This window comes from Micromonospora sp. NPDC050276, assembly GCF_044459545.1.
GTDB lineage: Bacteria > Actinomycetota > Actinomycetes > Mycobacteriales > Micromonosporaceae > Micromonospora.
The window spans coordinates 94,922-119,240 of record NZ_JBITJA010000014.1 but is presented as its reverse complement, the minus strand read 5'-3'; the positions used below and the strand labels follow the sequence as shown (position 1 = coordinate 119,240).

Genomic DNA, 24,319 nt, shown 5'->3' with positions numbered 1-24,319 from the left:
CGATATCGAAGGGCACGCGTCACATGCGCGAGAGCCCAGGCTTTCATTCAGTGAAAGCGCCAGTTCCCCGGCGGGGACACCGCACGGGACGATCCGGCTCCATCGACGTTCGTCGGCATGGAGGTCCGGTCGCATGGCATTCGCCCGTAACCAGTGGTATGTGGCGGCCTACGGCAGCGAGGTGGGGCGAAGCCTGCTCGCCCGCACGGTGCTCGGTGAGCCGCTGGTGCTGTACCGCACCGTTGCGGGGAAGGCGGTGGCGCTCGCTGACCGCTGCGTGCACCGGCGCTTCCCGCTGTCGGAGAGCCGGCTCGACGGCGACACCGTCGTCTGCGGCTACCACGGCTTCACCTACGACCCGACCGGCGCGTGCGTCTTCGTACCCGGTCAACAGCGCATCCCGCGCACCGCGCGGGTGGTGTCGTTCCCGGTGGTGGAGCAGGACTCCTTCATCTGGGTTTGGATCGGCGACCTGGACGGGGCCGATCCGGCCGCGATCCCCCGTGCGCCGTGGCTTGCCGATCCGCGGTACGCCGTGGTGCGGGGCATGGCACCACTGAACGCCCGGTACGACCTGCTGGTGGACAACCTGCTGGACCTGTCCCACGAGACCTACCTGCACGGTGGTTACATCGGTACGCCCGAGGTGGCGAACACCCCGATCACCACCGAGGTGGACGAGGACCGGGGGATCGTCTACGTCAGTCGGCACATGGACGACGCCGAGTGCCCGCCGTTCTACGCCCGCTCGACCGGAATCCAGGGCCGGATCACCCGATGGCAGGACATCGAGTACCACCCGCCCTGCCTCTACCTCCTGCACAGCCGGATCGCGCCGCAGGGCGTCTATCCGCCGGCCGAGGGCGAGGACAGCGAGGCGTTCCACGCCGAGATCGTGTACGCCATCACCCCGTCGACCGCGCACACCACCTATGACTTCTGGGCCGTGGCGCGCGACTTCGCGATCGACGACGAGTCGGTCAGCGAGTACCTGCACCACAGCAACCACACGGTGGTCATGCAGGACGTGACGGCGCTCAACATCCTGGAGCAGGTGATCGCGACCGAGCCGGACAGGTATCAGGAGTTGAGCATCAACATCGACACCGGTGGCCTGGCCGCGCGGCGACTGCTGGCCCGGATGGTCGGGGCGGGGACGGTGGGAGTGGCGCGGTGAGGTCCGAAGGGGTGCGGTCCGGGGATCGGGTCTACCGGATCCACTGGGTGCCGGGCACCGACACCCTGCGCGGGATCTGCCACTGTGGGGCCGAGCGGGTCGCCGAGGAGCCGGCCGAGTTGTGGGAGTGGCTGCTCGCGCACCCGCAGGGTCATCAGGGTGCGGCCGTCCCGTCACCCCGTCCGCCGGTGCGGCCTTCGATGCGGGCGTGACCGTGGACGTGCTGTCCGGTGTGGAGCTGGTGGTCGTGGGCCGGGACCAGGTGGCGACGGGGGTCGTGGCGATCGGGCTGTGTCGCGCGGACGGCGGTGACCTGCCCGAGTGGATGCCGGGCGCGCACATCGACCTGGAGTTGGGCGCCGGGCTGGCCCGCCAGTACTCCCTCTGCGGTGACCCGGCGGACCGGTCCGTCCTGCGGATCGCGGTGCAGCGCGAGCCGAACGGACGCGGCGGTTCCCGGCTGGTACACGAGCGGCTCACCGTCGGCGCGACCGTCCGGGTGAGCGGACCCCGCAACACCTTCCCGCTGGTCGCCGCACGGCGGTACCTCTTCGTCGCCGGCGGCATCGGCATCACCCCCATCACCCCGATGGTCGCCGCCGCCGACGCCGCGGGCGCCGACTGGCGGCTGGTGTACGGGGGACGTAGCCGCGCCACCATGGCCTTCGCCACCACCCTGCGGGAGAAGTATGGCGATCGGGTCAGCCTGTACCCGCAGGACGAGACCGGGTTGCTCGATCTGGCCCGGTTGCTGGGCCGGCCCGATGCCGGGCTTGTCTACTGCTGCGGCCCGGAACCACTGGTCAGAGCGGTGGAGGAGCACTGTCGGGGCTGGCCGCCCGGCTGCCTGCACGTCGAGCGTTTCACCGCGTCGGCCGACACCGGCGGGCCGGAGACGACGATCGAGGTCGAACTCGCGCTCTCCGGGCGGACGGTGACCGTGCCGCCAGGTGTGTCGATCCTGCAGGCCGTGGAGGAGGCCGGCGTGCAGGTCCTGTCGTCCTGCCGGGAGGGCACCTGCGGCACCTGCGAGACGTCGGTGCTCGCCGGCGTGCCGGAGCATCGCGACAGCCTGCTCACCGCGCAGGAGCGGGCCGCCGGGGACACCATGATGATCTGTGTCTCGCGGGCCCGTACGCCCCGCCTCGTGCTGGAGCTGTGAGCGGCCGGCGCGGGCGGGGATGATGACGGGGTGCGCGCGCAACCGGGACGGTCGGTGACGAGCAAGGTGCTGGCGCTGCTCGACGCGTTCAGTCCGGTCACGCCGGCGCTGACGCTGAGCGAGCTGGCCCGTCGAACCGGGCTGCCACTGCCCACAGTGCACCGACGGGTCGCCGAACTGGTCGCGTGGGGAGCGCTGGAGCGCGGCGACGACGGGCGGTACCGGATCGGCTTGCGGCTGTGGGAGGTGGGCTCGCTCGCCCCGAGAGGTCTCGGGCTGCGGGAGTTGGCCCTGCCGGTCATGGAGGACCTGTACGAGGTGACCCACGAGAACGTCCAACTCGCCGTCCGGCAGGACCTCGAACTCGTCTTTATCGAACGGATCGCCGGGCGGCACGCGGTGCCCGTGCTCACCCGGGTGGGCGGGCGCTTCGCGCTGCACGCCACCGGCGTCGGGCTGGTCCTGCTCGCCCACGCGCCGGCCGAGATCCAGGAGCAGGTGCTGGCCGCACCGCTGGAGCGGTACACCGAACTGACCATTACCGACCCGAGGCGGCTACGCCGGTGCCTCGCCGACGTACGCCGGGTCGGGTACGCGGTCAGCGACCGCCAGGTCACCATGGACGCCCTCTCGGTGGCCGCGCCGATCCGCGTACCGGCGGGTGTGCTGGCGGCGATCTCCCTGGTGGTCGCCCACGACCGGGCGGACCCGGTCGCGCTGGCCCCACTGGTCCAGGCCGCGGGCCGGGTGATCTCCCGGGCGCTGCAACAGACTGCAGATCGTTGACGCCCGATCAAATTCTGCATTACGTTGCCGGTGCGCGTGTTACCCGGAGGTCCGGTACCGACGAGAGGGAGCACTCATGTCTCTGGACGGCAAGGTCGCCATCGTCACCGGGTCCGGGCGAGGTCTCGGCCTCGCCTACGCACAGGAGTTGGCGCGGCGGGGTGCCTCTGTCGTGGTGAACGACGTCGACGCCGAGAGCACCGCTGCCGCCGTGGCGGCGATCGAGGCGTCCGGTGGCCGGGCCGTCGCGGTGGTCGCGCCGGTCGGCCCGACCGAGACCGCGAAGGAACTCGTCAGTACGGCGGTCGGGCAGTTCGGGCGGCTGGACATCCTCGTCACCAACGCCGGTGTCCTACGCGACACCGTGCTGTGGAAGATGAGCGACGACGACTTCGACACCGTCATCACCGTGCACCTGCGCGGCACGTTCACCACCGTGCGTGAGGCGGTGCGGCACATGCGGCAGGCCGGCGAGGGCGGGCGGATCATCTGCGTCGGATCACCCACCGGGCAGCGGGGCACCTTCGGTCAGACCAACTACGCGGCCGCCAAGGCGGGCATCGTCGGCATGGTCCGGACCTGGGCACTGGAGCTCGAGCGGGCCGGCATCACCGCCAACACGGTCGTCCCGGTCGCCGCGACCGCGATGACCGCCACCGTCCCCTACTTCGCCGCGGCGGTGCGGGCCGAGGCGAGCGGCGAGCCGGTGCCCGCCTTCTTCCGACACGAGCTGGGGTTTGGCACGGCGGACGACGTGGCCGGGCTCGTCGCGTTCCTCGGCTCCGACGCGGCCGCCTCGGTGACCGGGCAGGTGATCGGCGTCGGCGGTGACCGCCTCCAGATCTGGACCCACCCGGAGGCGGCGTTGACCGCGCACCGCGAGGGCGGCTGGACCTACGACGCGCTGGTGGAAGCCTGGCCGACGACGTTCGCCGGGGCCGCGCAGAGCGTCGGTGAACGCTTCCCGCAGCTGCCCGAGGAATTCGCGTCCGCCGCGTCCTGACCTGCCCGCGCAGCCCCATGAAGGTTGGCCCCATGTACCAGCCCGCGATCGACCTCGACGACGTCACGGCGATCGACATGCACGTGCACATCGAGGTCGACGACCACGGTCACACCTCCCTGCCCGAGCCGCTGGTGGCGGCGGCGTCGGCGTACTTCAAGACGGACGGGCCACGGCCGGCGGTCGACGCGGTGGCCCAGTTCTACCGCGAGCGGAGCATGGCCGCCGTCGTCTTCACCGTGGACGCGGGTACGCAGCTGAGGCACCAGCCGTTGTCGAGCGTCGACATCGCCCGCGCGGCGGCCGAGCACGCCGACGTGCTCATCCCCTTCGGGTCGGTCGACCCGCGCACCGGGGAGGCCGCCCTCGAACTCGCCGCCCGACTGATCGACGAGGAGGGTGTCCGCGGCTTCAAGTTCCACCCCACCGTGCAGGGCTTCGACCCGAGCCACGACGAGTACGCGCCGCTGTGGGGCCTCCTGGAGCGGGCGGGTGTCCCGGCGCTCTTCCACACCGGGCAGACCGGCATCGGCGCGGGTACGCCAGGCGGCTACGGCCTGCGGCTCGGACTGTCGAATCCGATCCTGCTCGACCCGATCGCGGCCGACTTTCCCGACCTGCAGATCATCATGGCCCACCCGTCGGTGCCCTGGCAGGACGAGGCGCTGTCGGTGGCCACGCACAAGCACAACACCTGGATCGACCTGTCCGGCTGGAGTCCGAAGTACTTCCCGGCCGAGCTGGTCCGCTACGCCAACTCGGTGCTGAAGCGGCGGGTGCTCTTCGGCACCGACTACCCAATGCTCACCCCCGATCGGTGGCTGCGCGACGTGCGAGCGACCGACCTCAAGCCGGACGTCCTCCCCGGGATCCTGAAGGACAACGCGGCCCGCCTACTGGGTCTTGCCCGGTGACGACGAGAGGAAGCGCCATGACGACGACCATCATCTACGACCGGCTCGGTGACCTCGCCGGCACCGATCTCGGGCACACCGGGTACCGGACGGTCACCCAGGACCAGGTCGACCTGTTCGCCGACGCCACGGACGACCACCAGTGGATCCACGTCGACCCGGAACGGGCCAGGAACGGTCCGTTCGGCGCCCCGATCGCTCACGGCTTCCTCACCCTCTCGATGGCGGTTCCTTTCTGGACCGAGCTGCTCGAGGTCAAGGGCGTGACCACGAAGGTGAACTACGGTCTCGACAAGGTGCGCTTCCCCGCACCCGTCGTGGTCGGGGCGCGGGTGCGCATGCGGGCCACCGTCGTCGAGGTCGTCAAGGTTGCCGGTGGCTACCAGCTCGCTGTGGACCAGACGATCGAGATCGAGGGCGGGCCGAAGCCGGCGGTCGTCGCGCGAGGGCTGTACCGCTTCTACGCCTGAACCCGGGGGCAACCGTCGAGCCGGGTGCGCACACCACCTCCACCCCAGGAGTTTGCTGATGCATCAGCACGGAATCGGCGCCTGGCTGGCCAAACGCCGGCTCAAGTCCCCGGACCAGGTCGCCATCATCCACGGCGACGCGACCATGACGTACGGACAGTTCGCCGACGCCACGGACCGGATCTCGATGGTGCTGCGGGAGCGGGGCGTCGGCAAGGGTGACTCCGTCGCCTACCTGGGTGAGAACAGCCCCGACTTTCTCCAGGTCATGTTCGGGGTGGCCCAGCTCGGAGCCGTCTTCGTGCCGGTCAACACCCGGCTCGCGGCACCCGAGATCGCCTACGTCCTCGCGGACTGCGGCGCGCGGGTGCTGATCCACGACCCGGACTTCGCGGTGCCGGTAGCCTCCGCCATCCCGGCCGCCCGGACCCCGTACGTCATCGTCAACGGCGAGGGCACCGCGGACCGACCCGGGTTGGCCCGCCTGGCTCGGGCCGCCGGCGTCGGGTTCGGCGACCATGCCGACACCGTCCACCAGGATCCGGCGGCGATCATCTACACCTCGGGCACGACCGGCCGGGCCAAGGGCGCCGTGCTGACCCACGGCAACCTCACCTGGGTGGCGCTCAACTGTGTGGTCGACTACGACGTCGTATCCACCGATGTCGCACTCATGATCTCGCCCCTGTTCCACGTCGCCTCGCTCGGGATGGGCGCCCTGCCCGTCATCCTCAAGGGCGCCACGATGGTCGTCGAGAAGGGCTTCGAGCCGGGCCGCGCGCTCGCGCAGATCGAACGGCACGGGGTCACCATGCTCAGCGGCGTGCCGACCACCTACCAGTTGATGGCCGACCATCCCGCCTGGGCGTCGACCGACTTGTCGACGTTGACGAAGCTCACCTGCGGAGGTTCGGCGGTGCCGGTCCGCATCCTCAACGCCTACGAGGCGCGGGGCCTGTCGTTCTCGCAGGGCTACGGCATGACCGAGGCCGCGCCGGGCGTGACCGCGTTGCCGTCCGCGATGACCCGCGTCAAGCAGGGCAGCGTCGGTCTGCCGCACTTCTTCACCGACGTACGGATCACCGACCCGGCTGGCACGGTGGTGCCCACCGGCGGTATCGGCGAGATCGAGATTGCTGGGCCCAACGTGTTTCCCGGCTACCACGGGCTCTCGGAGGCGACCGCCGAGGCGTTCACCGCCGACGGATGGTTCCGCTCCGGCGACCTCGGTCACCTCGACGCCGACGGCTACCTCTACATCTCCGGCCGACTCAAGGACATGATCATTTCGGGGGGCGAGAACATCTACCCGCTCGAAGTCGAGCAGCTGCTTGTCGAGATCGACGGGGTGACCTCGGCGGTGGTCATCGGCGTACCGGACGAGCGCTGGGGGGAGGTGCCATGGGCGGTCGTGACCGTACGGGAGGGGACGTCGGTGGACACCGCCAGTGTCCGGGCGTTCCTCGACGGCAGGATCGCGCGCTACAAGCTGCCGAAGAACGTCGTCATCGTGGACGAACTGCCCCGGACCGCGTCGGGGAAGGTGCGCAAGGCCGACCTCAGGACCCGCTTCGGCGCCTAGCCGAAGTAGCCGAAGGCCGGGCCGCGACGAGTTCGGCGAACTCCGCAGCGGACGCCTCGGCCAGCTTGTCGTGCATCCGGCGGTAGGTCTCCGCCGATCTGGTGGCGGGCCACTGCGCGTCCATGAACTCGGCCGGCAGCCTCGGGTCGGCGCGCAGCAGCGCGAGCCAGTCGGCCACCAGCATCGTCCGTACGGTCAGCGCGCTCGGCGCCATCGCCAGCGCGGACGGGTCGCCCCACACCTCGATGAAGGCGAGGTGCGCGCGCCGGATCGCCTCGATGTCCCACGCCGCGCGCACGCTCTCGGCGATCGGGAAACCGGCGAGTTCGCGGGCGTGAAAGGCGATCACCGTGTTGGCCGCGAGGTCCTGCCGCAGCGGCTCCAACGACCCGGCGAGGTCGACCTCGCCGGGTGCGAGCCAGAGCCCGTCCCGCAGCGGCGCGAACCCCTCCCAGGTGAGGGTCGAGCGCAGTCGGTGCCGCAGCATCCGCTGACCCTCCGGGATCGAGAAGGTGACCAGGGTCCATCCGGTGCCCTGTGGGTCGAACGGCCGCGGCCCGCGAACGCGGTACGTTGCCTCGCGCAGCACCGCCACGCCGTGCTCGGTCAGCGAGAAGAGGGTTTCCCGACCACTCCTGCTGCGGGTCAGGATGCCGCTGTGCACGAGACGGTCGAGGGTCGCGCGGGTTGCCGGTGCGGCGACGTCCGCGCCCTCCAGCACGTTGATCAGGACACTCGCCCGGATCGGCCCGGTGGCGCCATCGACAACGTGCTCGCCGAAGAAGGCGAGCAACAGCTGCTTCGGCTGACGACTACCCACAGCCCTTCCCTTCGGCGAAATCGTTGGTCTGACCGCCGATCACGGTGCGGACCACGGGGCCACTGTCTGCCCGCGCTTGGCCCGCTGGATCTGGTCGTAGACGTGCGTCCGCAGTTGCGTGAAGCGGGGCAGGGCGCGGGTGGTGATTTGATCACGCGCCGGCGGCAGGTCGATCGCGAGGTCCTCCTGGACCCAGGTCGGCGAGGTGGACAATACTAAAACCCGCTGGCCCAGATACACCGACTCGTCGATGTCGTGGGTGACGAAGAGAACCGAGATGGTGCGGCTGGCGTGCAGCTCGCGGACCAGGTCCTCCAGGTCGGCCCGGGTCTGCGCGTCCACCGCGGCGAACGGTTCGTCCATGATCAAGACATCGGGCTGGTAGGCGATCGCCCGGGCGATCGCCACGCGCTGCTGCATTCCCCCGGAGAGCTGCCACGGGTGGCTGCGCGCGGCGTGCGCCAGGCCGACCACCTCGAGAGCGTCGACGACCAGCTTCTCCCGGGCCGCGCGGGGGAGCTTCTTGTGCCGCAGCGGAAGCTCGACGTTCGCGCGCACCGTCAGCCACGGGTAGAGGCTGCGACCGTACTCCTGGAACACGACGGCCATGGCGGGGCTGGGCCCGGTCACCGGTGAGCCGTCCATCTCGACCACGCCACTGGTGGGCCGCAGCAGGCCGGCGAGGCACTTCAGCAGGGTGGTCTTGCCGCACCCCGACGGCCCGACGATGCAGACGAGCTCGCCGGCATCCATCGTGAAGCTGATGTCCCGTCAGACCGGTCGCCCAGGACGTCAGGGTGCTGCCCAGCCGCCGCCAGAACGCGAGGTCGACGAGCTGCTCGAACAGCCGCGCCAGCACGTCCGTCACGTACGGCAGGTACTGCGGGTTGATCAGGCCCAACGTCGGGATCAGCTGCCAGACGACGAGGAACCCGGTCAGGCCGACGGCGCCCAGCATCGTCTTACGGAGGGAACGCAGGCGTCGGGGGGAAAGGACACGCATGTCACTCCCGTCGTCAGGCGGGTGGCGAGGCCCTCCCGGTCCGGGCCAGGGAGGGCGGGATCGCGCTGGCTACCGCTGCTGGATGAGACGGTCGAGGTTGGGCTGCTTGTCGAGCACCTTGTACTTCTGGGCGAGTTCGGCGAGCGTCTGCAGGCTCGACCGGTCGACCTCCCAACCGAAGGCCGGGAGCCGCACCGAATCGGCGACCGGCGGGGGCAGCTCCAGGTTGTCCTTGATGGCCTGCCGGAGAGCCGTCTCGTTGGCCGGGTCCTTGGCCCACTCCAGGGTCTTCTTCATCGCCGCCGAGAAGTCCTCGACCAGCTTGGCGTCCTTCTCCGTACGCTCCTTCGTGGCGATCGTGGTGAGGGTGGTCAGACCGGGCACCACCGCCTGGTAGGGCGCGACGATGAAGGTGTCGCCACGGGATTTCAGCTGCGTGACGAAGGGCTCCGGCACCCAGGCGGCGTCGATGTTGCCGGATTCGAGTTGGGCCGGCGCGTCCGGGAAGGCGACCTCGACGAACTTGATCGTGGACGGGTCACCGCCGTCCTTCTCGACCGCCGCCATGATCGTCACGTCGCCGGCGGCGCCCAGGCTGTTGACCGACACCCGTCTGCCGGCGAGGTCGGCCGGTCGCCTGATACCGGACTTCGCCGAGGCCACCACGGCGTTGATGTCGTCGCCGTCGGCGTACGAGGAGGCGTAGTTGCCGATGATGACGACGCCGAGATCCCGCAGGTCGGCGCGGAACGGGCCGAACGGCTGGCCGATCGCGAAGTCGATGTCACCGTTCATCAGCGCGGGAATGGCCTGCGCGCCGCCCTGGGCGGGCAGCACCTCGACCTGGAGCCCGCGTTCGGCGAAGATGCCCGCCTTGATGCCGCCCCACAGCGCGGCGGTCTCGGTGATGGGCAGCGCCGCAACCCGGACCTTGCGGAGATCGCCGGTGGTCTGTTCGGACGGGCTGGGCGCGTCGGAGTCGGTACATCCGGTGAGGGCGATCGCGGTAGCGGCGATCAGCCCGAGAGCCATGACCTTCTTCATGGACGAGGCCCTTCCTGGGCGGGGGTGGTGGGTGCGTCGGAAGTCGGCGGATGCCTCGGATCTGCAGGTGAACTACCGCTGCGTGGGGGCGCACGCCGCTGTGCTGGCCATGGTCAGTCACCCCGGCATCGAAAGTCAATAATTTCTGACGCCCGTCATGAATAAGTTGAACAACGCTCCCCGGTGGGGGCGACGCGCAGGCCCGCGTCAGACCTCGGGCAGGCCCACGTAGTTCTCGGACAGGCTCGTGGCGTAGGCGTTCGAGGTGGCGACGTACCTCAACGTGGCCGTTTGCAGCTTCGTCTCGTACGGGTCGTCGCGCTCCAGTCGGTGCAGCATGGAGGTCATCCACCAGGAGAAGTGCTGAGCCCGCCAGACCCGACGCAACGCGGTGGCCGAGTAGCTTTCCAGCAGGTCGCCGCGCCCCTCGTCGTACCACGCGGCGAAGGCGTCCCCGAGCAGCGCGACGTCGGCGAGGGCCAGGTTCATGCCCTTCGCGCCGGTGGGCGGAACGATGTGCACGGCGTCCCCGGCCAGAAACAACCGCTGCCACTGCATCGGCTCGACCACCAAGCTGCGCATCGGGGTGATGGACTTCTCCAGGATCGGTCCCTCGTTGAGCGACCATCCCGGCACCGTCTCCAACCGCGCCCGCAGCTCCGCCCAGATTCGCTCGTCCGGCCACGCGGCGAGGTCCTCGTCCGGCGCGACCTGTAGATACAACCGGGACAGCTCGGGGGAGCGCATGCTGTAGAGCGCGAAGCCCCGTTCGTGGTTGGCGTAGATGAGCTCCTCCACCGCCGGCGGTGCGGCGGCGAGGACACCCAACCAGGCAAAGGGGTACGTCCGTTCGTAGCTGGTGAGCACCCCCGCGGGCACCGTGCCGCGGCTCACCCCGTGGAACCCGTCACAGCCGGCCACGAAGTCGCAGTGCAGCTCTTCGTCGCGTCCCCCGCGTCGAAAGTGGATGGTCGGCGAGGCCGAGTCGAGACCGTCCAGGCGGACCGCGTCGGCCTCGAAGAGGATCGAGCCACCGGCCGCGAGCCGGGCGGCGATCAGGTCCTTGACCACTTCCTGCTGCCCGTAGACGGTGATCGCCCGCCCGGTCAGGTCTGTCATCGGCACCCGGTGCGACTCCCCGGCGAAGCGCAGCTCGATGCCCTCGTGCCGCAGCCCCTCCCGTTGCAGCCGTTCGCCCACGCCGCTGCGGCAGAGCAGGTCGACGGAGCCCTGTTCGAGGACCCCCGCCCGGAGCCGGTGCTCGACGTGGTCGCGGCTGCGGCTCTCCAGCACCACGGACTCGACTCCGCTCAGGTGCAGCAGGTGCGACAGCATGAGCCCCGCCGGCCCGGCCCCGACGATGCCGACCTGGGTACGCATTCCCGGCATGCTCCTCTCCTCCCGGCGTCAGAACGGGTACCGCGTGATGCTGCCCTGCACGGTGAGCCACTGGGTCTCGGTGAACGCCTCGACGTTCGCCGCGGGCCCGCCGAACCGGGAGCCGGTGCCGGACGCCCCGACCCCACCGAACGGTGCCACCGCCTCGTCGCTCACCGTCTGATCGTTGATGTGCACGATCCCGCTGGGGATCCGGTCGGCGAGGGCCATCGCCCGCATCACGTCGCGGCCCAGGATCCCCAGCGACAGGCCGTACTCGGTCTGCCGGGCCAGCTGCACGGCCTCGTCCTGGTCGGCGAAGGCGATCACCGGCGCGACCGGGCCGAAGACCTCCTGGGCGTACGCCGGGGTCGCGGGGGTGACGTCGGTGAGGACCGTCGGCCGATAGAACAGCCCGTCGTACGTGCCCCCGGCGGCCAGCCGGGCACCCGCGTCGACGCTCGCCGTGACCAGCGCATGGATCTTGTCGCGCTGGCGCTCGTCGATGATTGGCCCGAGCGCCACCTGCTCCTTCGCCGGGTCGCCGACCGGCAGGTGGTTCGCCTTCTCCGCCAGCCGTTCGACGTACCGCTCGGACAGGCTCTCGTGCACCAGGTGCCGGCCGGTGGTCATGCAGATCTGACCCTGGTGCAGGAACGACCCCCAGGCGCCGGCGGAGACCGCGAGGTCCAGATCGGCGTCGTCGAGCACGATCAGCGCCGAGTTGCCACCGAGTTCGAGGTGCGCACGTTTGAGGTGGCGTGCCGCCGCCTCGCCGACCATGCGGCCGGCAGCGGTCGACCCGGTGAAGCTGATCACCCGTACGTTCGGGTCTGCTACCAGCGCCTCGCCGACCTCGACCCCGCCGGGAAGGACGTGCAGCAGCCCGTCGGGTAGGCCGGCCTCCTCGAAGACCCGGGCGATCGAGACACCTCCGCAGACCGCCGTGCGCGGGTCGGGCTTGAGCACCACGGCGTTGCCCAGCGCCAGGGCCGGGGCGACGGAACGGGTGGCCAGGATGAGCGGGAAGTTGAACGGCGCGATGACCCCGACGACGCCGACGGGCAACCGGCGAGCCAGGCTGAGCCGCGGTTGTGCGCTCGGGATGATCTCGCCGAGCGGGTGCGAGGCCAGCGCCGCCGCCTCGTAGCATTCCTGCGCCGCGGTGTCCGTCTCGACGCCGGCCTTGGGTGGGACGGACCCGGCCTCCCGCACGATCCAGTCGCCGATCTCGGCGGCGTGCCGCTCGAACAGGTGCCCGGCCCGGCGCAGCACAGCGGCCCGCTCGGCGTACCCGGTGGCGGCCCAGTCGCGCTGCGCGGCGGCGGCACGGGCGCAGGCGCGCGTCACGTCCTCGGCGTTGGCCACGCCGACCTGGCCGATCTCCTCCCCGGTGGCGGGGGACCGCACGGGCGCCGTGCCGCCGGCCGGTTCCACCCAGCCGTCGCTGTGCAGGGTGCCCTGCCAGGTCGTGACGTCCAGCAGTGTCATGGCGGTCCTCCTCGGAGCGTGGGGGTGGTCGCAGGGTGACCGGGCCGATTTCCGCTCGCGAGCGGCCCGGGGGTGTTCGCTGACCGAACGGCCGTTCTCTCCATGAACGTTGGCACGCGGTCCGGCTCGCGTCAACGCATCGTCCAACGTGAGTGCCGAGCACTGTGGACGGCGGACCGGGCTGTCGTTGACGGATGTCGTTCCCCGTCGTACGTTCGAGATGAGTACGGCAGTCCGCATAGCGAACGGCGGGCGGCGGCACGGTTCGCGCAGGAGGCGGGGAGGCCCATGGCGAAGCTCGTCTCGCTGGCCGACGGTGTGGCAGGCCTGGTCCGCGACGGTGATGTGGTGGCCCTGGAAGGGTTCACCCACCTCATCCCGTTCGCCGCCGGTCACGAGATCATCCGGCAGGGACGGCAGGACCTGACCCTGGTGCGGATGACCCCCGACGTCATCTACGACCAGCTCATCGGCGCGGGGTGCGCCCGTCGCCTGGTCTTCTCCTGGGGCGGCAACCCGGGCGTGGGATCGCTGCACCGCTTCCGGGACGCCGTGCAGCACGCCTGGCCGCGTCCGCTGGAGCTGGAGGAGCACAGCCACGCCGGCATGGCGAACCGCTACGTCGCCGGGGCGTCCGGGCTGCCGTTCGCCGTCCTGCGCGGCTACACCGGCACCGACCTGCCGGGGCACACGGCGAACATTCAGCCCATCACCTGCCCCTTCACCGGTGAGACGCTCACCGCCGTCGCCGCCCTGCGGCCCGACGTGACAGTGGTGCACGCCCAACGCGCCGACCGCGACGGCAACGTGCAGATGTGGGGCATCACCGGAGTGCAGAAGGAGGCGGTGCTCGCCGCCCACCGGTCACTGGTCACCGTCGAGGAGATCGTGGACGAGTTGCAGCCGGTACCCGGGCAGGTCGTCCTGCCCGGCTGGGCGGTCACCGCGGTAGCCGAGGTGCCCGGCGGCGCGCATCCCTCCTATGCCCACGGCTACTCGGTCCGGGACAACGACTTCTACCGGGCCTGGGACGCCGTCAGCCGGCACCGTGACACCTTCCGCGGCTGGCTGGACGAGCACGTGCACAAGGCCGGTGCGGCGGCATGAGTCAGCACGGCGAGCGAGGGGAACGCGATGGCGGATTGGACCGCGGACGAGATGATGACCGTCGCCGCCGCGCGGCAACTGCGCGACGACACCGCCTGCTTCGTCGGGATCGGCCTGCCCAGCACGGCGGCGAACCTCGCCCGTGCCACCCACGCCCCGAACCTGGTGCTCATCTACGAGTCCGGGTGCCTCGGCGCCAAACCGGACCGGCTTCCGCTCTCCATCGGGGACGGCATCATCGCCGACACGGCTGACGCGGTCGTGTCGGTGCCCGAGGTGTTCAACTACTGGCTCCAACCCGGCCGGATCGACGTGGGCTTCCTCGGCGCCGCGCAACTCGACCGGTACGGCAACATCAACACCACGGTCGTCGGCGGCGACTACGACGCCCCGAAGGTCCGCCTGCCCGGCGCGGGTGGCGCCCCGGAGATCGCCGCCTCCTGCGGTGAGGTCGTGGTGATCGTCCGGCAGGACCTGCGGACGTTCACCGAACGGGTCGACTTCGTCACCTCGGTCGGGTACGGGGCGGGCCCGGGCGACCGGGAACGGCTCGGCCTACGGGGCGCAGGTCCCCGGGTGGTGATCACCGACCTCGGCGTCCTCGAACCCGACCCGGTCAACTGCGAACTCACGCTGACCCGCCTGCACCCCGGCGTGACCCGGGAGCAGGCGCGGGCGGCCACCGGCTGGGACCTCGCCGTCGCCGAGCGGTTGACCACGGGTGAGCCACCGACGCCGCACGAACTCGCGGTGCTGCGGGCGCTGGAAGCGACGAAGTCGGACGGGAGACGACCATGACCACTCAGGACACCCAGGTCAGCGGCGGTCTGGTGCTACCGCGGTACCGGCGCGACGACGTCGACGCCCACCCACCCCTGCTCAGTCCCGGCTACACGTCGACCGTGGTGCGGGCGCCGAGACACCCACTGACCTACCTGCCGCAGCGGCTGACCGAGGTCACCGGGCCGTTGCTGGGGGAGGGGCGGCTCGGCGCGCTCGACCACGACCTGACCCGCCAGCACGACGGTGAGCCGCAGGGACAGCGGATCATCGTGCACGGGCGGGTCCGCGACGGTGACGGCCGACCGGTACCCGGCACGCTGGTCGAGATCTGGCAGGCCAACGCCGCCGGCCGGTACCGCGACGCACGGGACACCTGGCCGGCGCCGCTCGACCCGAACTTCGAAGGGGTGGGGCGGACGCTCACCGACGATCAGGGGCGCTACCGGTTCATCACCGTGCAGCCCGGCGCCTACCCCTGGCGTAACCACGACAACGCCTGGCGGCCGGCGCACATCCACTTCTCCCTCTTCGGCCGCGCGTTCACCCAGCGGCTGGTGACGCAGATGTACTTCCCGGGCGACCCGCTGTTCTTCCAGGACCCGATCTTCAACTCGGTCCGTGATCCGAAGGCCCGGGAACGGATGATCGCCCGGTACGACCACGCCACCACGGCACCGGAGTGGGCGCTGGCGTACGAGTTCGACATCGTGCTGCGCGGCCGGGAGAGCACCCCCTTCGAGGACGAGGACGACGATGAGTGAGCTGTTGGGTGTCACGCCCGCGCAGACCGTCGGGCCGTACCTGCACATCGGCCTGCGCTGGCCCGACGGCCCGTTCGTCGTACCCGAGGGCACGCCGGGCGCGTTCTGGATCAGCGGCCGGGTCTTCGACGGCGCCGGGACGCCGGTGGTCGACGCGATGGTGGAGAGTTGGCAGGCCGACCCGGACGGCCGGTTCGACCATCCGGACGACCCGCGCGGAGCCCGGCCACCCGCGCTCGCCGGCTTCCGCGGATTCGGGCGGAGCGAGACCGACGGGCAGGGCTGGTACCGGCTGTTGACCGTCAAACCGGGTCCGCTGCCCGAGCCGGACGGCGGCACCGAAGCACCCCACCTGACCCTGTCGGTCTTCGGACGTGGGCTGCTGCACCGCCTCGTCACCCGGCTCTACTTCCCCGACGAGCCGGCGGCGAACGCCGCCGACCCCGTGCTGCGCAGCGTCGACGCCGACCGCCGGCGCACCCTGCTGGCGAGTCCCGCGGCCGACGGGTTCCGGTTCGACATCCACCTGCAGGGAGACCATGAGACCGTCTTCTTCGCCGTCTGACGGCCTGCTCGGCGGCCTCTCCGGCGCCCCGGACGTCGACGCGGAACTCACCGACCTGTCCCTGCTCCAGGCGATGCTCGACGTGCAGGCCGCGCTCGCCCGGGCCGCGACGGACGCCGGCATCATGCCCGCACCGGCAGCCGAGGCGATCGTCGAGCAGTGCCGCGTCGAGCGGTACGACCCGGCCGCGCTGGGCCGGGCCGCCGACGCCACCGGCAACCCGGTCGTCCCGCTGGTGCGTGAGCTGACCGCGGCCGTGCCGGAGCACGCCCGAGCCTGGGTGCACCTCGGAGCGACCAGTCAGGACGTCCTGGACACCGCGCTGGTCCTGCTGGCCACGCGGGCGCTCGGGCCGCTGGTGCGTCACCTCGACGCCGCGGTGGACGCCGCCGCCCAGCTGGCCGACGCCCACCGTGCGACCGTGATGGTCGCCCGAACGCTCGGCCAGCAGGCGGCACCCACCACGTTCGGGCTCAAGGCCGCGGGCTGGACGACCGGTCTGGTCGAGGCCCGGGACCGGCTGCGTCAGGCCCGCGCCGCGCAGCCAGCGCAGCTCGGTGGGGCGGTCGGCACCCTGGCCGCGTTCGGCCCGGCCGGTGTCGAGGTCGCCGAACGGTACGCGGCGCACCTGGGCCTTCCGTCCAGCCCGCTGCCCTGGCACACCCGTCGTCAGCCCTGGCTCGATCTGGCCGCCGCCCTCGGCGGGCTCCTCGTGGCCACCGGAAAGGTCGCGCTCGACGTGGGGCTGCTCGCCCAGAACGAGGTAGGCGAGGTCGCCGAGGGCGGCACCGGACGAGGCGGCTCGTCGGCGATGCCGCACAAGCGCAACCCGGTGGACTCGATCCTCGTCACCGCCGCGGCACGACGCGGTCCGGGTCTCGTCGCCACCCTGTTCGCCGCGGCGGTGCAGGAGCATGAGCGGGCCGCGGGTGCCTGGCACGCCGAGTGGGAGCCGCTGCTCGACCTGCTGCACCTGGCCGGTGGCGCGGCCGCCCGGTGCGCCCGGATGCTGGCCGGGCTGCAGGTCCGTCCGGAGCGGATGCGGGAGAACCTCGATGCGACCGGCGGACTTTTGCTCGCCGAGGCCGTCGCCGCGCGCTTGGCGCCCGCCGTCGGTCGCGGCGTCGCTCACGAACTGGTGACCCGCGCCGCCACCGCACCCTCGTTCCGCGCCGCGCTGCTCGCCGACCCGCAGATTCGCGCCCACCTGTCCGAGGTGGAGATAGTCGAGGCACTCGACCCGTACCGCTGGCTCGGCTCGGCCGGCCGGTTCGTCGACCACGCCCTCGCCGCCGTTCGGGGAGCGGGCGGATGACCTCCCGGTTGCATCTCACCGTCGACGGCCCGGCCGCCGCGCCGGTGCTGCTGCTCGGCAGCTCGCTCGGCACCGCCGCCGCGATGTGGCAACCCCAGGTCCCGGCGCTCGCCGATCGGTTCCGGGTCATCCGGTACGACCACCTGGGCCACGGTCGCTCGGCGGTGCCGCCCGGGCCGTACACGCTGGATCTGCTGGGCCGGGAGCTGCTGCGGACGCTGGACGAGCTCGACGTGCCGTGGGTCCACTACGCGGGGCTGTCCCTCGGCGGCATGGTGGGCATGTGGCTCGCCGCGCACGCACCCGAGCGGGTGCGACGGTTGGCGCTGCTCTGCACGTCGGCGGCGCTCGGCCCGCCCGCGCAGTGGCGGGAGCGAGCGGCGACGGTCCGGGCCGAGGGCCTGCCGGCGATCGCCGACGCGGTGGTGGCCCGGTGGTTCACCTCGGCCTTCGCCGTGGCGCGACCGGACGTGGTCGCCGCGCACCGGGCCATGCTGATCGCGACGCCCTCGGCCGGTTACGCCGCCTGCTGCGAGGCGATCGCCGCGATGGACCTCCGACCCGACCTCGGCCGGGTCGACGCGCCGACGTTGGTCATCGCCGGAGCGGATGACCCGGCGACCCCGGTGCCGCACGCCCACCGGATCGTCGAGCGCATCCCGGGGGCCCGGTTGGCCGTCGTCGACGCGGCGGCGCACCTGGCCAACGTCGAGCAACCCGAGCAGGTGGGTCGGCTCCTGCTGGAGCATTTCCGTGAGGGACGTGGGGACCGATGAACGACCGCGAGCGGCACGAGGCGGGCATGACGGTACGACGCGAGGTGCTGGGTGACGCGCACGTGGACCGCGCGGTGGCCGGCTCGGACGAGTTCACCGCCGACTTCCAGGACTTCATCACCCGATACGCCTGGGGGGAGGTGTGGAGCCGGCCGGGCCTCGATCGGCGTACCCGTAGCTGCGTCACCCTTGCCGTGCTCGCCACCCTGCACCACGACGAGGAGTTGGCGATGCATGTCCGAGCCGCGCTGCGCAACGGGCTCAGCCCGGCGGAGGTGGCGGAGGTTCTGCTCCAGGTCGGCGTCTACGCTGGTGTGCCGGCGGCGAACCGGGCGTTCAAGGTGGCCCGGGAGGCCCTGGGGCAGGAGGCCGGGTGAGGGTGCGCGAGGAGGCGGCGAGGTCGCCGGAGTTCGTTCAGTCGTTGGAGCGCGGGCTCGCGGTGATCCGGGCGTTCGACGGCGAACATCCGCAGCTCACGCTCAGTGAGGTGGCCAGGAGGACCGGGCTGACCCGGGCCGCGGCGCGCCGGTTCCTGCTCACCCTGGTCGAGCTGGGTTACGTGCACACCGACGGCCGGCTCTTCTCGCTGCGGGCGCGGATCCTCGAACTCGGCTACGCGTACCTGTCCAGCCTGAGCCTGCCCGAGGTCGCGCAGCGGCACATGGAGGCGCTGGTCGCGCAGGTGCACGAGTCCTGTTCGGTGTCGGTGCTCGACGGTGACGAGGTGGTCTACGTCGCCCGCGTGCCCACCAAGCGGATCATGACGGTGGGGATCAGCGTCGGCACCCGGTTCCCCGCGTACGCCACGTCCATGGGACGGGTGTTGCTCGCCGCGCAACCGGTGGACTGGTTGGACGACTACCTTGCCGCGGCGGAGCTTCGGCCGTTGACGCGGCGCACCGTCACCGACCCGGCCAAGCTGCGCACCGTCCTGACCAAGATCGCCGCCCAGGGGTACGCCATCGTGGATCAGGAATTGGAGGAGGGGCTGCGGTCGGTGGCCGCGCCGATCCACGGCGAGAACGGGTCGGTGATCGCGGCGGTGAACGTCTCCGCGCACGCCAGCCGGGGATCCTTCGAGATGATCCGTCGAGACCTGCTCCCACCGCTGCTGGCCGCCGCGAAGCGGATCGAGGAGGACATCCGGGCCGGCCTGAGCCGGACACCGGCGGCCGACGCCGACCCACCTCCCGCTCGGGCCCAGCTCAGCGCAGCGCCGCCACGCTGACAACCGGGGCTGGACGGCGCAGGTACCACTCGGCCACCGCGAGGTTGATCAACCAGCCGGCGACCACCAGCCCGGCCCGGACGTTCCCGTCGGGCTGTTCGCCGGTCGCGACGAAATACGGCGCGTGGGTGAACGCCTGGGTGCCGGCGCCGAGGCCGATGGCGTAGCCGCGCACCATCCACCTGCGGTGCCGGTCGATGTCCCGGCGGAGCACGGCGGCGAGACCGAGCAGGATCGAGCCGGCCATGGCCGAGCCGAAGACGAGCCGCATGACGGCGAGCACGTCGTTGTCATGGGCCGGCAGGTCGTACGCGAAGGCCATCCACAGGCCGGTGAACGCGACCGTCAGTCCGCAGGGGACGAGCACCCGGCCGGCACGGCGGTGCCAGCGGTGGCGGCGCAGACGGGGTACGAACTGGAACGCGCCGAGGATCGTGTACACCACCGCGCCCACGATGTGCAGCACCACCGGGAGCGGATCGGCGACGAAGCGTGCGTTCGCCGGGGTGACCTCCGGTCCGCTGCCCAACTCGGTGAGCCGCCCCGCCCCGGCGAGCATCGGTATCAGGCCCAGCAGGATCAACGCGGCCGGTAGCCGCCATTCGCGCATCGTCATGGTGTCGATGGTGGCCGTCGCACCCGCCCTCGCTCATCGGCACATGGGCCGCGATCGGGTTAGCCCATGGTCGCAGGCCGTCGTCGTACTTCCGCCGGTCACCAGTGCCTTCGGCGGCGGTTGGTCTCGTACGCCCACATCGCCACCTCGACCCGGTTACGTACCCCCAGCTTGGTCATGAGGCTGGTGACGTGCGACTTGACCGTGCTCAACGTGATGTAGAGCTCGTCGGCGATCTCCTGGTTGGTGCGTCCCCGCGCGACGGCGACCAGGACCTGTTCCTCCCGGTCGGTGAGCGCCTCGATGGGCTGCCTGCGCGGCGCGTCCGGATCCGCGTCGGCGAACGCCTTCAACAGCCGGGTGGTGACGCTCGGCGCGATCAGCGCGTCCCCGTTGGCGGCCGCGCGCACGGCCTGGCTGAGCAGGTCGGGACCGGCTTCCTTGAGCAGAAAGCCACGGGCGCCGGCCCGCAGCGCCGCGTACACGTACTCGTCGAGGTCGAAGGTGGTGATGACGACCACCGCGAGCGGGTCGGGGACCGTTGGCCCGGCGAGCGCCCGGGTGGCCTCGATGCCGTCCATGCCCGGCATCCGGATGTCGAACAGACACACGTCGGGGCGGAGCCGCCGGGCGAGTTCGACCGCCTGCCGGCCGTCGCCGGCCCCACCGACGACCTCGATGCCGGGCTGAGTGTTCAGGATGATGGTGAGCCCGGTGCGGACGATCTCCTGGTCGTCCGCCACGAGCACGCGGACCGTCACGCGCCGATCCCCACGCGCGGGAGCACGGCCGTCACGGTCCACCCACGGTCTGGATTGGGGCCGGCCTCGCAGCTGCCGCCGAGCAGATCGGCGCGCTCCATCATGCCCACCAGGCCGAAACGGGGCGAGCCGGTCGGTCGGGCGGTGCCGGCCTCGCCGTCGTCGCTGACCCGCAGTCGCACGGACGTGTCGTCGGCCGCGACGCTGACCTCGATGCGGGTGGCGTGGCGAGCGTGGCGACGGGCGTTGGTGACCGACTCCTGGGCCAGCCGGTAGAGCGCGGAGCCGACCGTGGGCGGAAGGTCGCCGAGGTCGCCGTGCAGATCGACGTCGACGGTCGGCCCGGTGCGGAACTGGCCGGCGAGCCGCTCTATGTCGGCGACCTGCGGGTTGGGCCCCAGGTCGGCGGGCTGGTCGCGGCGCAGGACGCGCACCATCGCGCGCATCTCGGCAAGCGCACGGGACGCCTCGGCCTCGATGGTGTGCAACGCCTCGACGGCGGCATCCGGCTGGCTGGCCGACGCGGCGATGCCGGCCTGGGCGCGGATCGCCATCGCCGACACGTGGTGGGCCACCGTGTCGTGCAGGTCACGGGCGAGCCGTTCGCGCTCCAACAGCTTCACCTGATCGAGCTCGCGCAGCCGGGCGGCGGCGCGGAAGCGGATCGCGGCGCCCAGCGTGGCGGCGGCGAACATCACCGCGAAGCCGGCAATCAACTCGCCACCGTCGATCGAGCCGACCGCACCGGCGGCGGTCACCTTGGCCACCACGAAGAACGAACCGAGCACGGCATCGCGGCCGGAGCCCCAGCGGAACAGCGCGTAGACCAGGAGGACCAGGAAGCTCGCCGTGAACAGCTGGCAGGGATCGCCGGGCAGCACGAACGGGGCGACGGTCGTGCCGCCGAACGCGATCACCACCATCGCCAGCGGCTTGGTCCGCCGCCAAAGGATCGTGGGCAGCAGCGCGAGCGCGACGACGACGCAGCCCACCCGCCACGGCAGATCGGGCCGGAAGATCCCCTCCAGCACGATCGCCGGTGCGAGGGCTGCGATCACCGCCCAGTCGCGCCACACCCGGGTCGGGGCGGGGGAGACACGCGGTTCGGCCAACACCGCGTGCAGGCGAGGGTGCATGGGACTCATCGTACGAACGGTGGTGCGACTTCAGATCGTCCCAAAGTACGACCGGGTGGCTTGATTGTTGGTCGACGGCCCGATTACGGAAGGTGAAGCTTGGCGCGGACGGCGGCGGCGTCCGGGTGCTTCAGGGCCGTGAAGATGTCCAGTGCCCGCTGCCAGTCGACCCGGGCGGAGGCGGGGTCGCCGAGCGCGTGGCGGGTGTCGCCGAGCCGGCTGAGGGTGTCCGCCTCACCCCAGCGGTCGCCGAGGTCGCGGGTCAGCTCAAGCGTGCGCTCGTAGCACTCCACGGCCCGGTCGTACTGGCCGAGGTGGTGGTGTGCGAAGCCGAGGCTGTCCCAGGTGGCGGCCTCGCCGGCGCGGTCGCCGAGCTGCTGGAGAAGGGTCAGCGCCTGCTCGCAGTACGCCAATGCCCGCAGGTGCTCGCCGAGTTGGGCATGGCACCAGCCGACCGCGTTGAGCGCGTCGGCCTCGGCCCTGCAATGACCGGCGGCCTGCGCCAGGATGAGGGTCCGTTTCGAGTGCTCCAGGGCCTTCGCCGGCTCACCCTGGCGGTCCCACAGCGCGGCGAGGTTCTGGTGCGTACGCGCCTCGCCTTCGGTGTCTCCACCGCGGACGTACAGGTCGAGGGCGCGTTCGAGGTGGCCTTGCGCGTCGGCGTACTGGCTGACCACCGTGTGCGCGCCGGCGAGGAAGCGGTGGGCGACCGCCTGCGCGACCGGGTCGCCGAGACGCTCGGCGGCGAGCAGGGCCGCCCGGCAGGTCTCGACGCGGTCGTGCCAGTGCCCCTGCCGGTCCAGGAACGTGTCGAGGGCCCGCCCCAGCCGCCACGCGTGTGCGTCGAAGCCCGCGTCGACGGCCCGCCGGAGGGCGGCGAGCAGGACCGGGTGCTCGGCGCTCAGCCAGGCCATCGCCTCCGCGTGGGTGGTCGGCCGCTCGGGCTGCACGCCGGCCGCGGGTGGGGTCATGAGGTGATCCACCGGGTCGCTGTGGGGGCGCAGCAGCTCGTCGGCGGCGTGGGTGGTGTGGGTGTAGTGGTCGAGCAGTCGGGTCGTGGCGGCCCCGCGATCCGGCTCGGGGTCGGTGTCGTCGCTGAGCTCGGCGGCGTATGCCCGCAACAGGTCGTGCGCGGTGAACCGGCCGGGGCGGTACTCGGTGAGCAGGTTCGCGCGGGTCAGCTCGGTCAGCAGTCGGCGGGTGGCAGCCGCCGGAAGACCGGCCAGGCTGGCCGCCGCGGGCACCGTGATGTCCGGGCCGGGGTGCAGGCCCAGCAGCCGGAACAGCCCGGCCGCCGGCGCGGTGAGCGCGGTGTACGACCAGGAGAACACCGCGCGCACCTCGCCGACCGCGTCACCCGCGTCCAGGACGCCGAACCGCCGACCGGCCGTCCCCAGCTCGGCGGCGAGGGTGGCCAGCGGGAAGCCGGACTGCTGGGCTCTGGCGGCGGCGATGCTCAAGGCCAGTGGTAGGCGGGCACACGCGGTGATGATGGCCTCGGCGGCCTCCGGCTCGGCGGCCACCCGCTCCACACCGAGCCGGTTGGTGAGCAGGTGACTGGCCGCGTCGCGGGTGAGCAGGCCGAGCGGGAGCGGGTGCGCGCTGTCGAGGCTGACCAGAGAGGTGAGCTGGTTGCGGCTCGTCACCAGGACCATGGTGGTGGGCGTGCCGGGCAGCAGCGGACGGACCTGTTCGGCGTCCCGGGCGTTGTCCAGCACGATGAGGATCCGCTTGCCGGCCAGCGCGCTGCGGTACAGGGCGGCCTGGGCGTCGAGGTCGGCGGGCACCCGGGCGGGCGGCACCCCGAGCGCGTCGAGAAAGCCGCGCAGTGCCGTGGCGGCGCTCAGTGCCTGCCCGCCCGGATCGAAGCCGCGCAGGTTCACGTAGAGCTGACCGTCGTCGAACCGGTCGGCGGTCCGGTGGGCCCAGTGCACGGCGAGAGCGGTCTTGCCCACCCCGGCGGTGCCCGAGATCGCGGCGACCACGACGGCGGTGGGCGCGGCGACGAGCTTGTCGAGACGGGCCAGCTCGTCGTCCCGGCCGGCGAGGCTGGCCACGTCGGCGGGCAATTGCCGGGGCAGCATCCGGTCCGGGGTGCGCGGCGCGCGGCGGCGGCTCTCCTCGATCCGGTCCCGAGCGGTGGCCAGCGCACCCTGCTCGACCGGCGTGGCACCGAGAAGTCGGGCCAGGACGTCCAGCCGGTCGGTGGGCGGCAGCGTCTTGCCGGTGAGGTATTCCGCGATCGCCGTGTGCGACCAACCGGTGCGGGCGGCCAGCTCCCGGTAGGTCAACTCACCGTCGCCCTGTTGGCGTGCGTGCCTGCGCCGCAACGCCCGCAACAGTCGAGCCAGGTCGGCGGACGTCTGCGCTCCGGCGGCATCCAGTGCCCTGCCCCCCACCGTCGACAATAGACGTCCGTCATTGTACGGCGGTGTACGGAAT

Annotated in this window: 25 protein-coding genes; 16 read left to right on the top strand and 9 right to left on the bottom strand. The window is 71.7% G+C overall.

Annotation, left to right across the window (positions count from 1 at the left end):
* The first annotated feature begins 133 nt into the window (after positions 1-133).
* The 8 genes from ACIBF8_RS26255 to ACIBF8_RS26220 all read left to right on the top strand — a co-directional run bounded on the left by ACIBF8_RS26255 (position 134) and on the right by ACIBF8_RS26220 (position 7,094).
* Complete coding sequence (locus tag ACIBF8_RS26255; RefSeq protein WP_396786421.1) at positions 134-1,177, top strand: Rieske 2Fe-2S domain-containing protein; 1,044 nt, start codon at positions 134-136, stop codon at positions 1,175-1,177.
* Positions 1,174-1,389, top strand: coding sequence for a hypothetical protein (locus ACIBF8_RS26250; protein ID WP_396786420.1), 216 nt, complete (start codon positions 1,174-1,176; stop codon positions 1,387-1,389). The genes ACIBF8_RS26255 and ACIBF8_RS26250 overlap by 4 nt, the downstream gene beginning before the upstream one ends.
* Positions 1,386-2,339, top strand: a complete 954-nt coding sequence (locus ACIBF8_RS26245) for a PDR/VanB family oxidoreductase (RefSeq protein WP_396786419.1) — start codon at positions 1,386-1,388, stop codon at positions 2,337-2,339. The genes ACIBF8_RS26250 and ACIBF8_RS26245 overlap by 4 nt, the downstream gene beginning before the upstream one ends.
* A 30-nt stretch (positions 2,340-2,369) precedes the next feature.
* Positions 2,370-3,125, top strand: a complete 756-nt coding sequence (locus ACIBF8_RS26240; protein WP_396786418.1) for an IclR family transcriptional regulator — start codon at positions 2,370-2,372, stop codon at positions 3,123-3,125.
* A 76-nt stretch (positions 3,126-3,201) separates the two neighbouring features.
* The gene (locus ACIBF8_RS26235) at positions 3,202-4,128 is read left to right on the top strand and encodes an SDR family oxidoreductase (RefSeq protein WP_396786417.1); all 927 of its coding nucleotides are present in this window, start codon (positions 3,202-3,204) and stop codon (positions 4,126-4,128) included.
* Positions 4,129-4,160: 32 nt separating this feature from the next.
* Positions 4,161-5,042 carry an amidohydrolase family protein gene (locus tag ACIBF8_RS26230; RefSeq protein WP_396786416.1) on the top strand — a complete coding sequence of 294 codons (882 nt, stop codon included), beginning with the start codon at positions 4,161-4,163 and terminating at the stop codon, positions 5,040-5,042.
* Between the two features lie 17 nt (positions 5,043-5,059).
* Positions 5,060-5,512 carry a MaoC family dehydratase gene (locus ACIBF8_RS26225; RefSeq protein ID WP_396786415.1) on the top strand — a complete coding sequence of 151 codons (453 nt, stop codon included), beginning with the start codon at positions 5,060-5,062 and terminating at the stop codon, positions 5,510-5,512.
* Between the two features lie 58 nt (positions 5,513-5,570).
* Complete coding sequence (locus ACIBF8_RS26220) at positions 5,571-7,094, top strand: long-chain fatty acid--CoA ligase (RefSeq protein WP_396786413.1); 1,524 nt, start codon at positions 5,571-5,573, stop codon at positions 7,092-7,094.
* Here the strand turns inward: ACIBF8_RS26220 and ACIBF8_RS26215 are convergent.
* The 5 genes from ACIBF8_RS26215 to ACIBF8_RS26195 all read right to left on the bottom strand — a co-directional run bounded on the left by ACIBF8_RS26215 (position 7,072) and on the right by ACIBF8_RS26195 (position 12,829).
* The gene (locus ACIBF8_RS26215) at positions 7,072-7,914 is read right to left on the bottom strand and encodes a PaaX family transcriptional regulator C-terminal domain-containing protein (protein ID WP_396786412.1); all 843 of its coding nucleotides are present in this window, start codon (positions 7,912-7,914) and stop codon (positions 7,072-7,074) included. The two genes, ACIBF8_RS26220 and ACIBF8_RS26215, sit on opposite strands and share 23 nt — an antisense overlap.
* Positions 7,915-7,953: 39 nt before the next feature.
* Complete coding sequence (locus ACIBF8_RS26210) at positions 7,954-8,679, bottom strand: ABC transporter ATP-binding protein (protein ID WP_396786475.1); 726 nt, start codon at positions 8,677-8,679, stop codon at positions 7,954-7,956.
* Between the two features lie 307 nt (positions 8,680-8,986).
* Positions 8,987-9,961: an ABC transporter substrate-binding protein gene (locus ACIBF8_RS26205; RefSeq protein WP_396786410.1), complete on the bottom strand. Its 975-nt coding sequence runs from the start codon at positions 9,959-9,961 to the stop codon at positions 8,987-8,989.
* 207 nt (positions 9,962-10,168) lie between these two features.
* On the bottom strand, positions 10,169-11,350 hold the full coding sequence (locus tag ACIBF8_RS26200; protein WP_396786409.1) for a 4-hydroxybenzoate 3-monooxygenase: 1,182 nt from the start codon (positions 11,348-11,350) through the stop codon (positions 10,169-10,171).
* An 18-nt stretch (positions 11,351-11,368) separates the two neighbouring features.
* Positions 11,369-12,829, bottom strand: a complete 1,461-nt coding sequence (locus ACIBF8_RS26195; protein WP_396786408.1) for a benzaldehyde dehydrogenase — start codon at positions 12,827-12,829, stop codon at positions 11,369-11,371.
* A 288-nt stretch (positions 12,830-13,117) separates the two neighbouring features.
* Here ACIBF8_RS26195 and ACIBF8_RS26190 point away from each other — a divergent pair, with 288 nt between their 5' ends.
* Genes ACIBF8_RS26190 through ACIBF8_RS26155 form a run of 8 tightly spaced genes read left to right on the top strand, consistent with a single transcriptional unit; the run spans position 13,118 to position 19,364 of the window.
* Positions 13,118-13,936, top strand: a complete 819-nt coding sequence (locus ACIBF8_RS26190; RefSeq protein ID WP_396786406.1) for a CoA transferase subunit A — start codon at positions 13,118-13,120, stop codon at positions 13,934-13,936.
* A 27-nt stretch (positions 13,937-13,963) separates the two neighbouring features.
* Positions 13,964-14,734 carry a CoA-transferase subunit beta gene (locus ACIBF8_RS26185; RefSeq protein WP_396786404.1) on the top strand — a complete coding sequence of 257 codons (771 nt, stop codon included), beginning with the start codon at positions 13,964-13,966 and terminating at the stop codon, positions 14,732-14,734.
* On the top strand, positions 14,731-15,480 hold the full coding sequence (gene pcaH / locus ACIBF8_RS26180) for a protocatechuate 3,4-dioxygenase subunit beta (protein ID WP_396786402.1): 750 nt from the start codon (positions 14,731-14,733) through the stop codon (positions 15,478-15,480). The genes ACIBF8_RS26185 and pcaH overlap by 4 nt, the downstream gene beginning before the upstream one ends.
* Positions 15,473-16,045, top strand: a complete 573-nt coding sequence (pcaG, locus tag ACIBF8_RS26175) for a protocatechuate 3,4-dioxygenase subunit alpha (protein ID WP_396786401.1) — start codon at positions 15,473-15,475, stop codon at positions 16,043-16,045. Before pcaH ends, pcaG begins: the two co-directional genes overlap by 8 nt.
* Positions 16,020-17,360 (top strand): 3-carboxy-cis,cis-muconate cycloisomerase, encoded by a 1,341-nt coding sequence (gene pcaB / locus ACIBF8_RS26170; RefSeq protein WP_396786400.1) that lies wholly within the window; start codon positions 16,020-16,022, stop codon positions 17,358-17,360. Before pcaG ends, pcaB begins: the two co-directional genes overlap by 26 nt.
* The gene (pcaD, locus tag ACIBF8_RS26165) at positions 17,357-18,136 is read left to right on the top strand and encodes a 3-oxoadipate enol-lactonase (RefSeq protein WP_396786399.1); all 780 of its coding nucleotides are present in this window, start codon (positions 17,357-17,359) and stop codon (positions 18,134-18,136) included. Before pcaB ends, pcaD begins: the two co-directional genes overlap by 4 nt.
* Positions 18,133-18,513 (top strand): 4-carboxymuconolactone decarboxylase, encoded by a 381-nt coding sequence (gene pcaC / locus ACIBF8_RS26160; RefSeq protein ID WP_396786398.1) that lies wholly within the window; start codon positions 18,133-18,135, stop codon positions 18,511-18,513. The genes pcaD and pcaC overlap by 4 nt, the downstream gene beginning before the upstream one ends.
* On the top strand, positions 18,510-19,364 hold the full coding sequence (locus ACIBF8_RS26155; protein ID WP_396786397.1) for an IclR family transcriptional regulator: 855 nt from the start codon (positions 18,510-18,512) through the stop codon (positions 19,362-19,364). The genes pcaC and ACIBF8_RS26155 overlap by 4 nt, the downstream gene beginning before the upstream one ends.
* Here ACIBF8_RS26155 and ACIBF8_RS26150 read toward each other — a convergent pair.
* The 4 genes from ACIBF8_RS26150 to ACIBF8_RS26135 form a co-directional block, all read right to left on the bottom strand.
* Positions 19,342-19,980 (bottom strand): DUF2306 domain-containing protein, encoded by a 639-nt coding sequence (locus ACIBF8_RS26150; protein ID WP_396786396.1) that lies wholly within the window; start codon positions 19,978-19,980, stop codon positions 19,342-19,344. The genes ACIBF8_RS26155 and ACIBF8_RS26150 overlap by 23 nt on opposite strands.
* A gap of 98 nt (positions 19,981-20,078) precedes the next feature.
* Complete coding sequence (locus tag ACIBF8_RS26145) at positions 20,079-20,741, bottom strand: response regulator (RefSeq protein ID WP_396786394.1); 663 nt, start codon at positions 20,739-20,741, stop codon at positions 20,079-20,081.
* On the bottom strand, positions 20,738-21,886 hold the full coding sequence (locus ACIBF8_RS26140) for a sensor histidine kinase (protein ID WP_396786393.1): 1,149 nt from the start codon (positions 21,884-21,886) through the stop codon (positions 20,738-20,740). Before ACIBF8_RS26140 ends, ACIBF8_RS26145 begins: the two co-directional genes overlap by 4 nt.
* A 74-nt stretch (positions 21,887-21,960) precedes the next feature.
* Positions 21,961-24,276, bottom strand: a complete 2,316-nt coding sequence (locus ACIBF8_RS26135) for an ATP-binding protein (protein WP_396786392.1) — start codon at positions 24,274-24,276, stop codon at positions 21,961-21,963.
* Positions 24,277-24,319 lie beyond the last annotated feature (43 nt).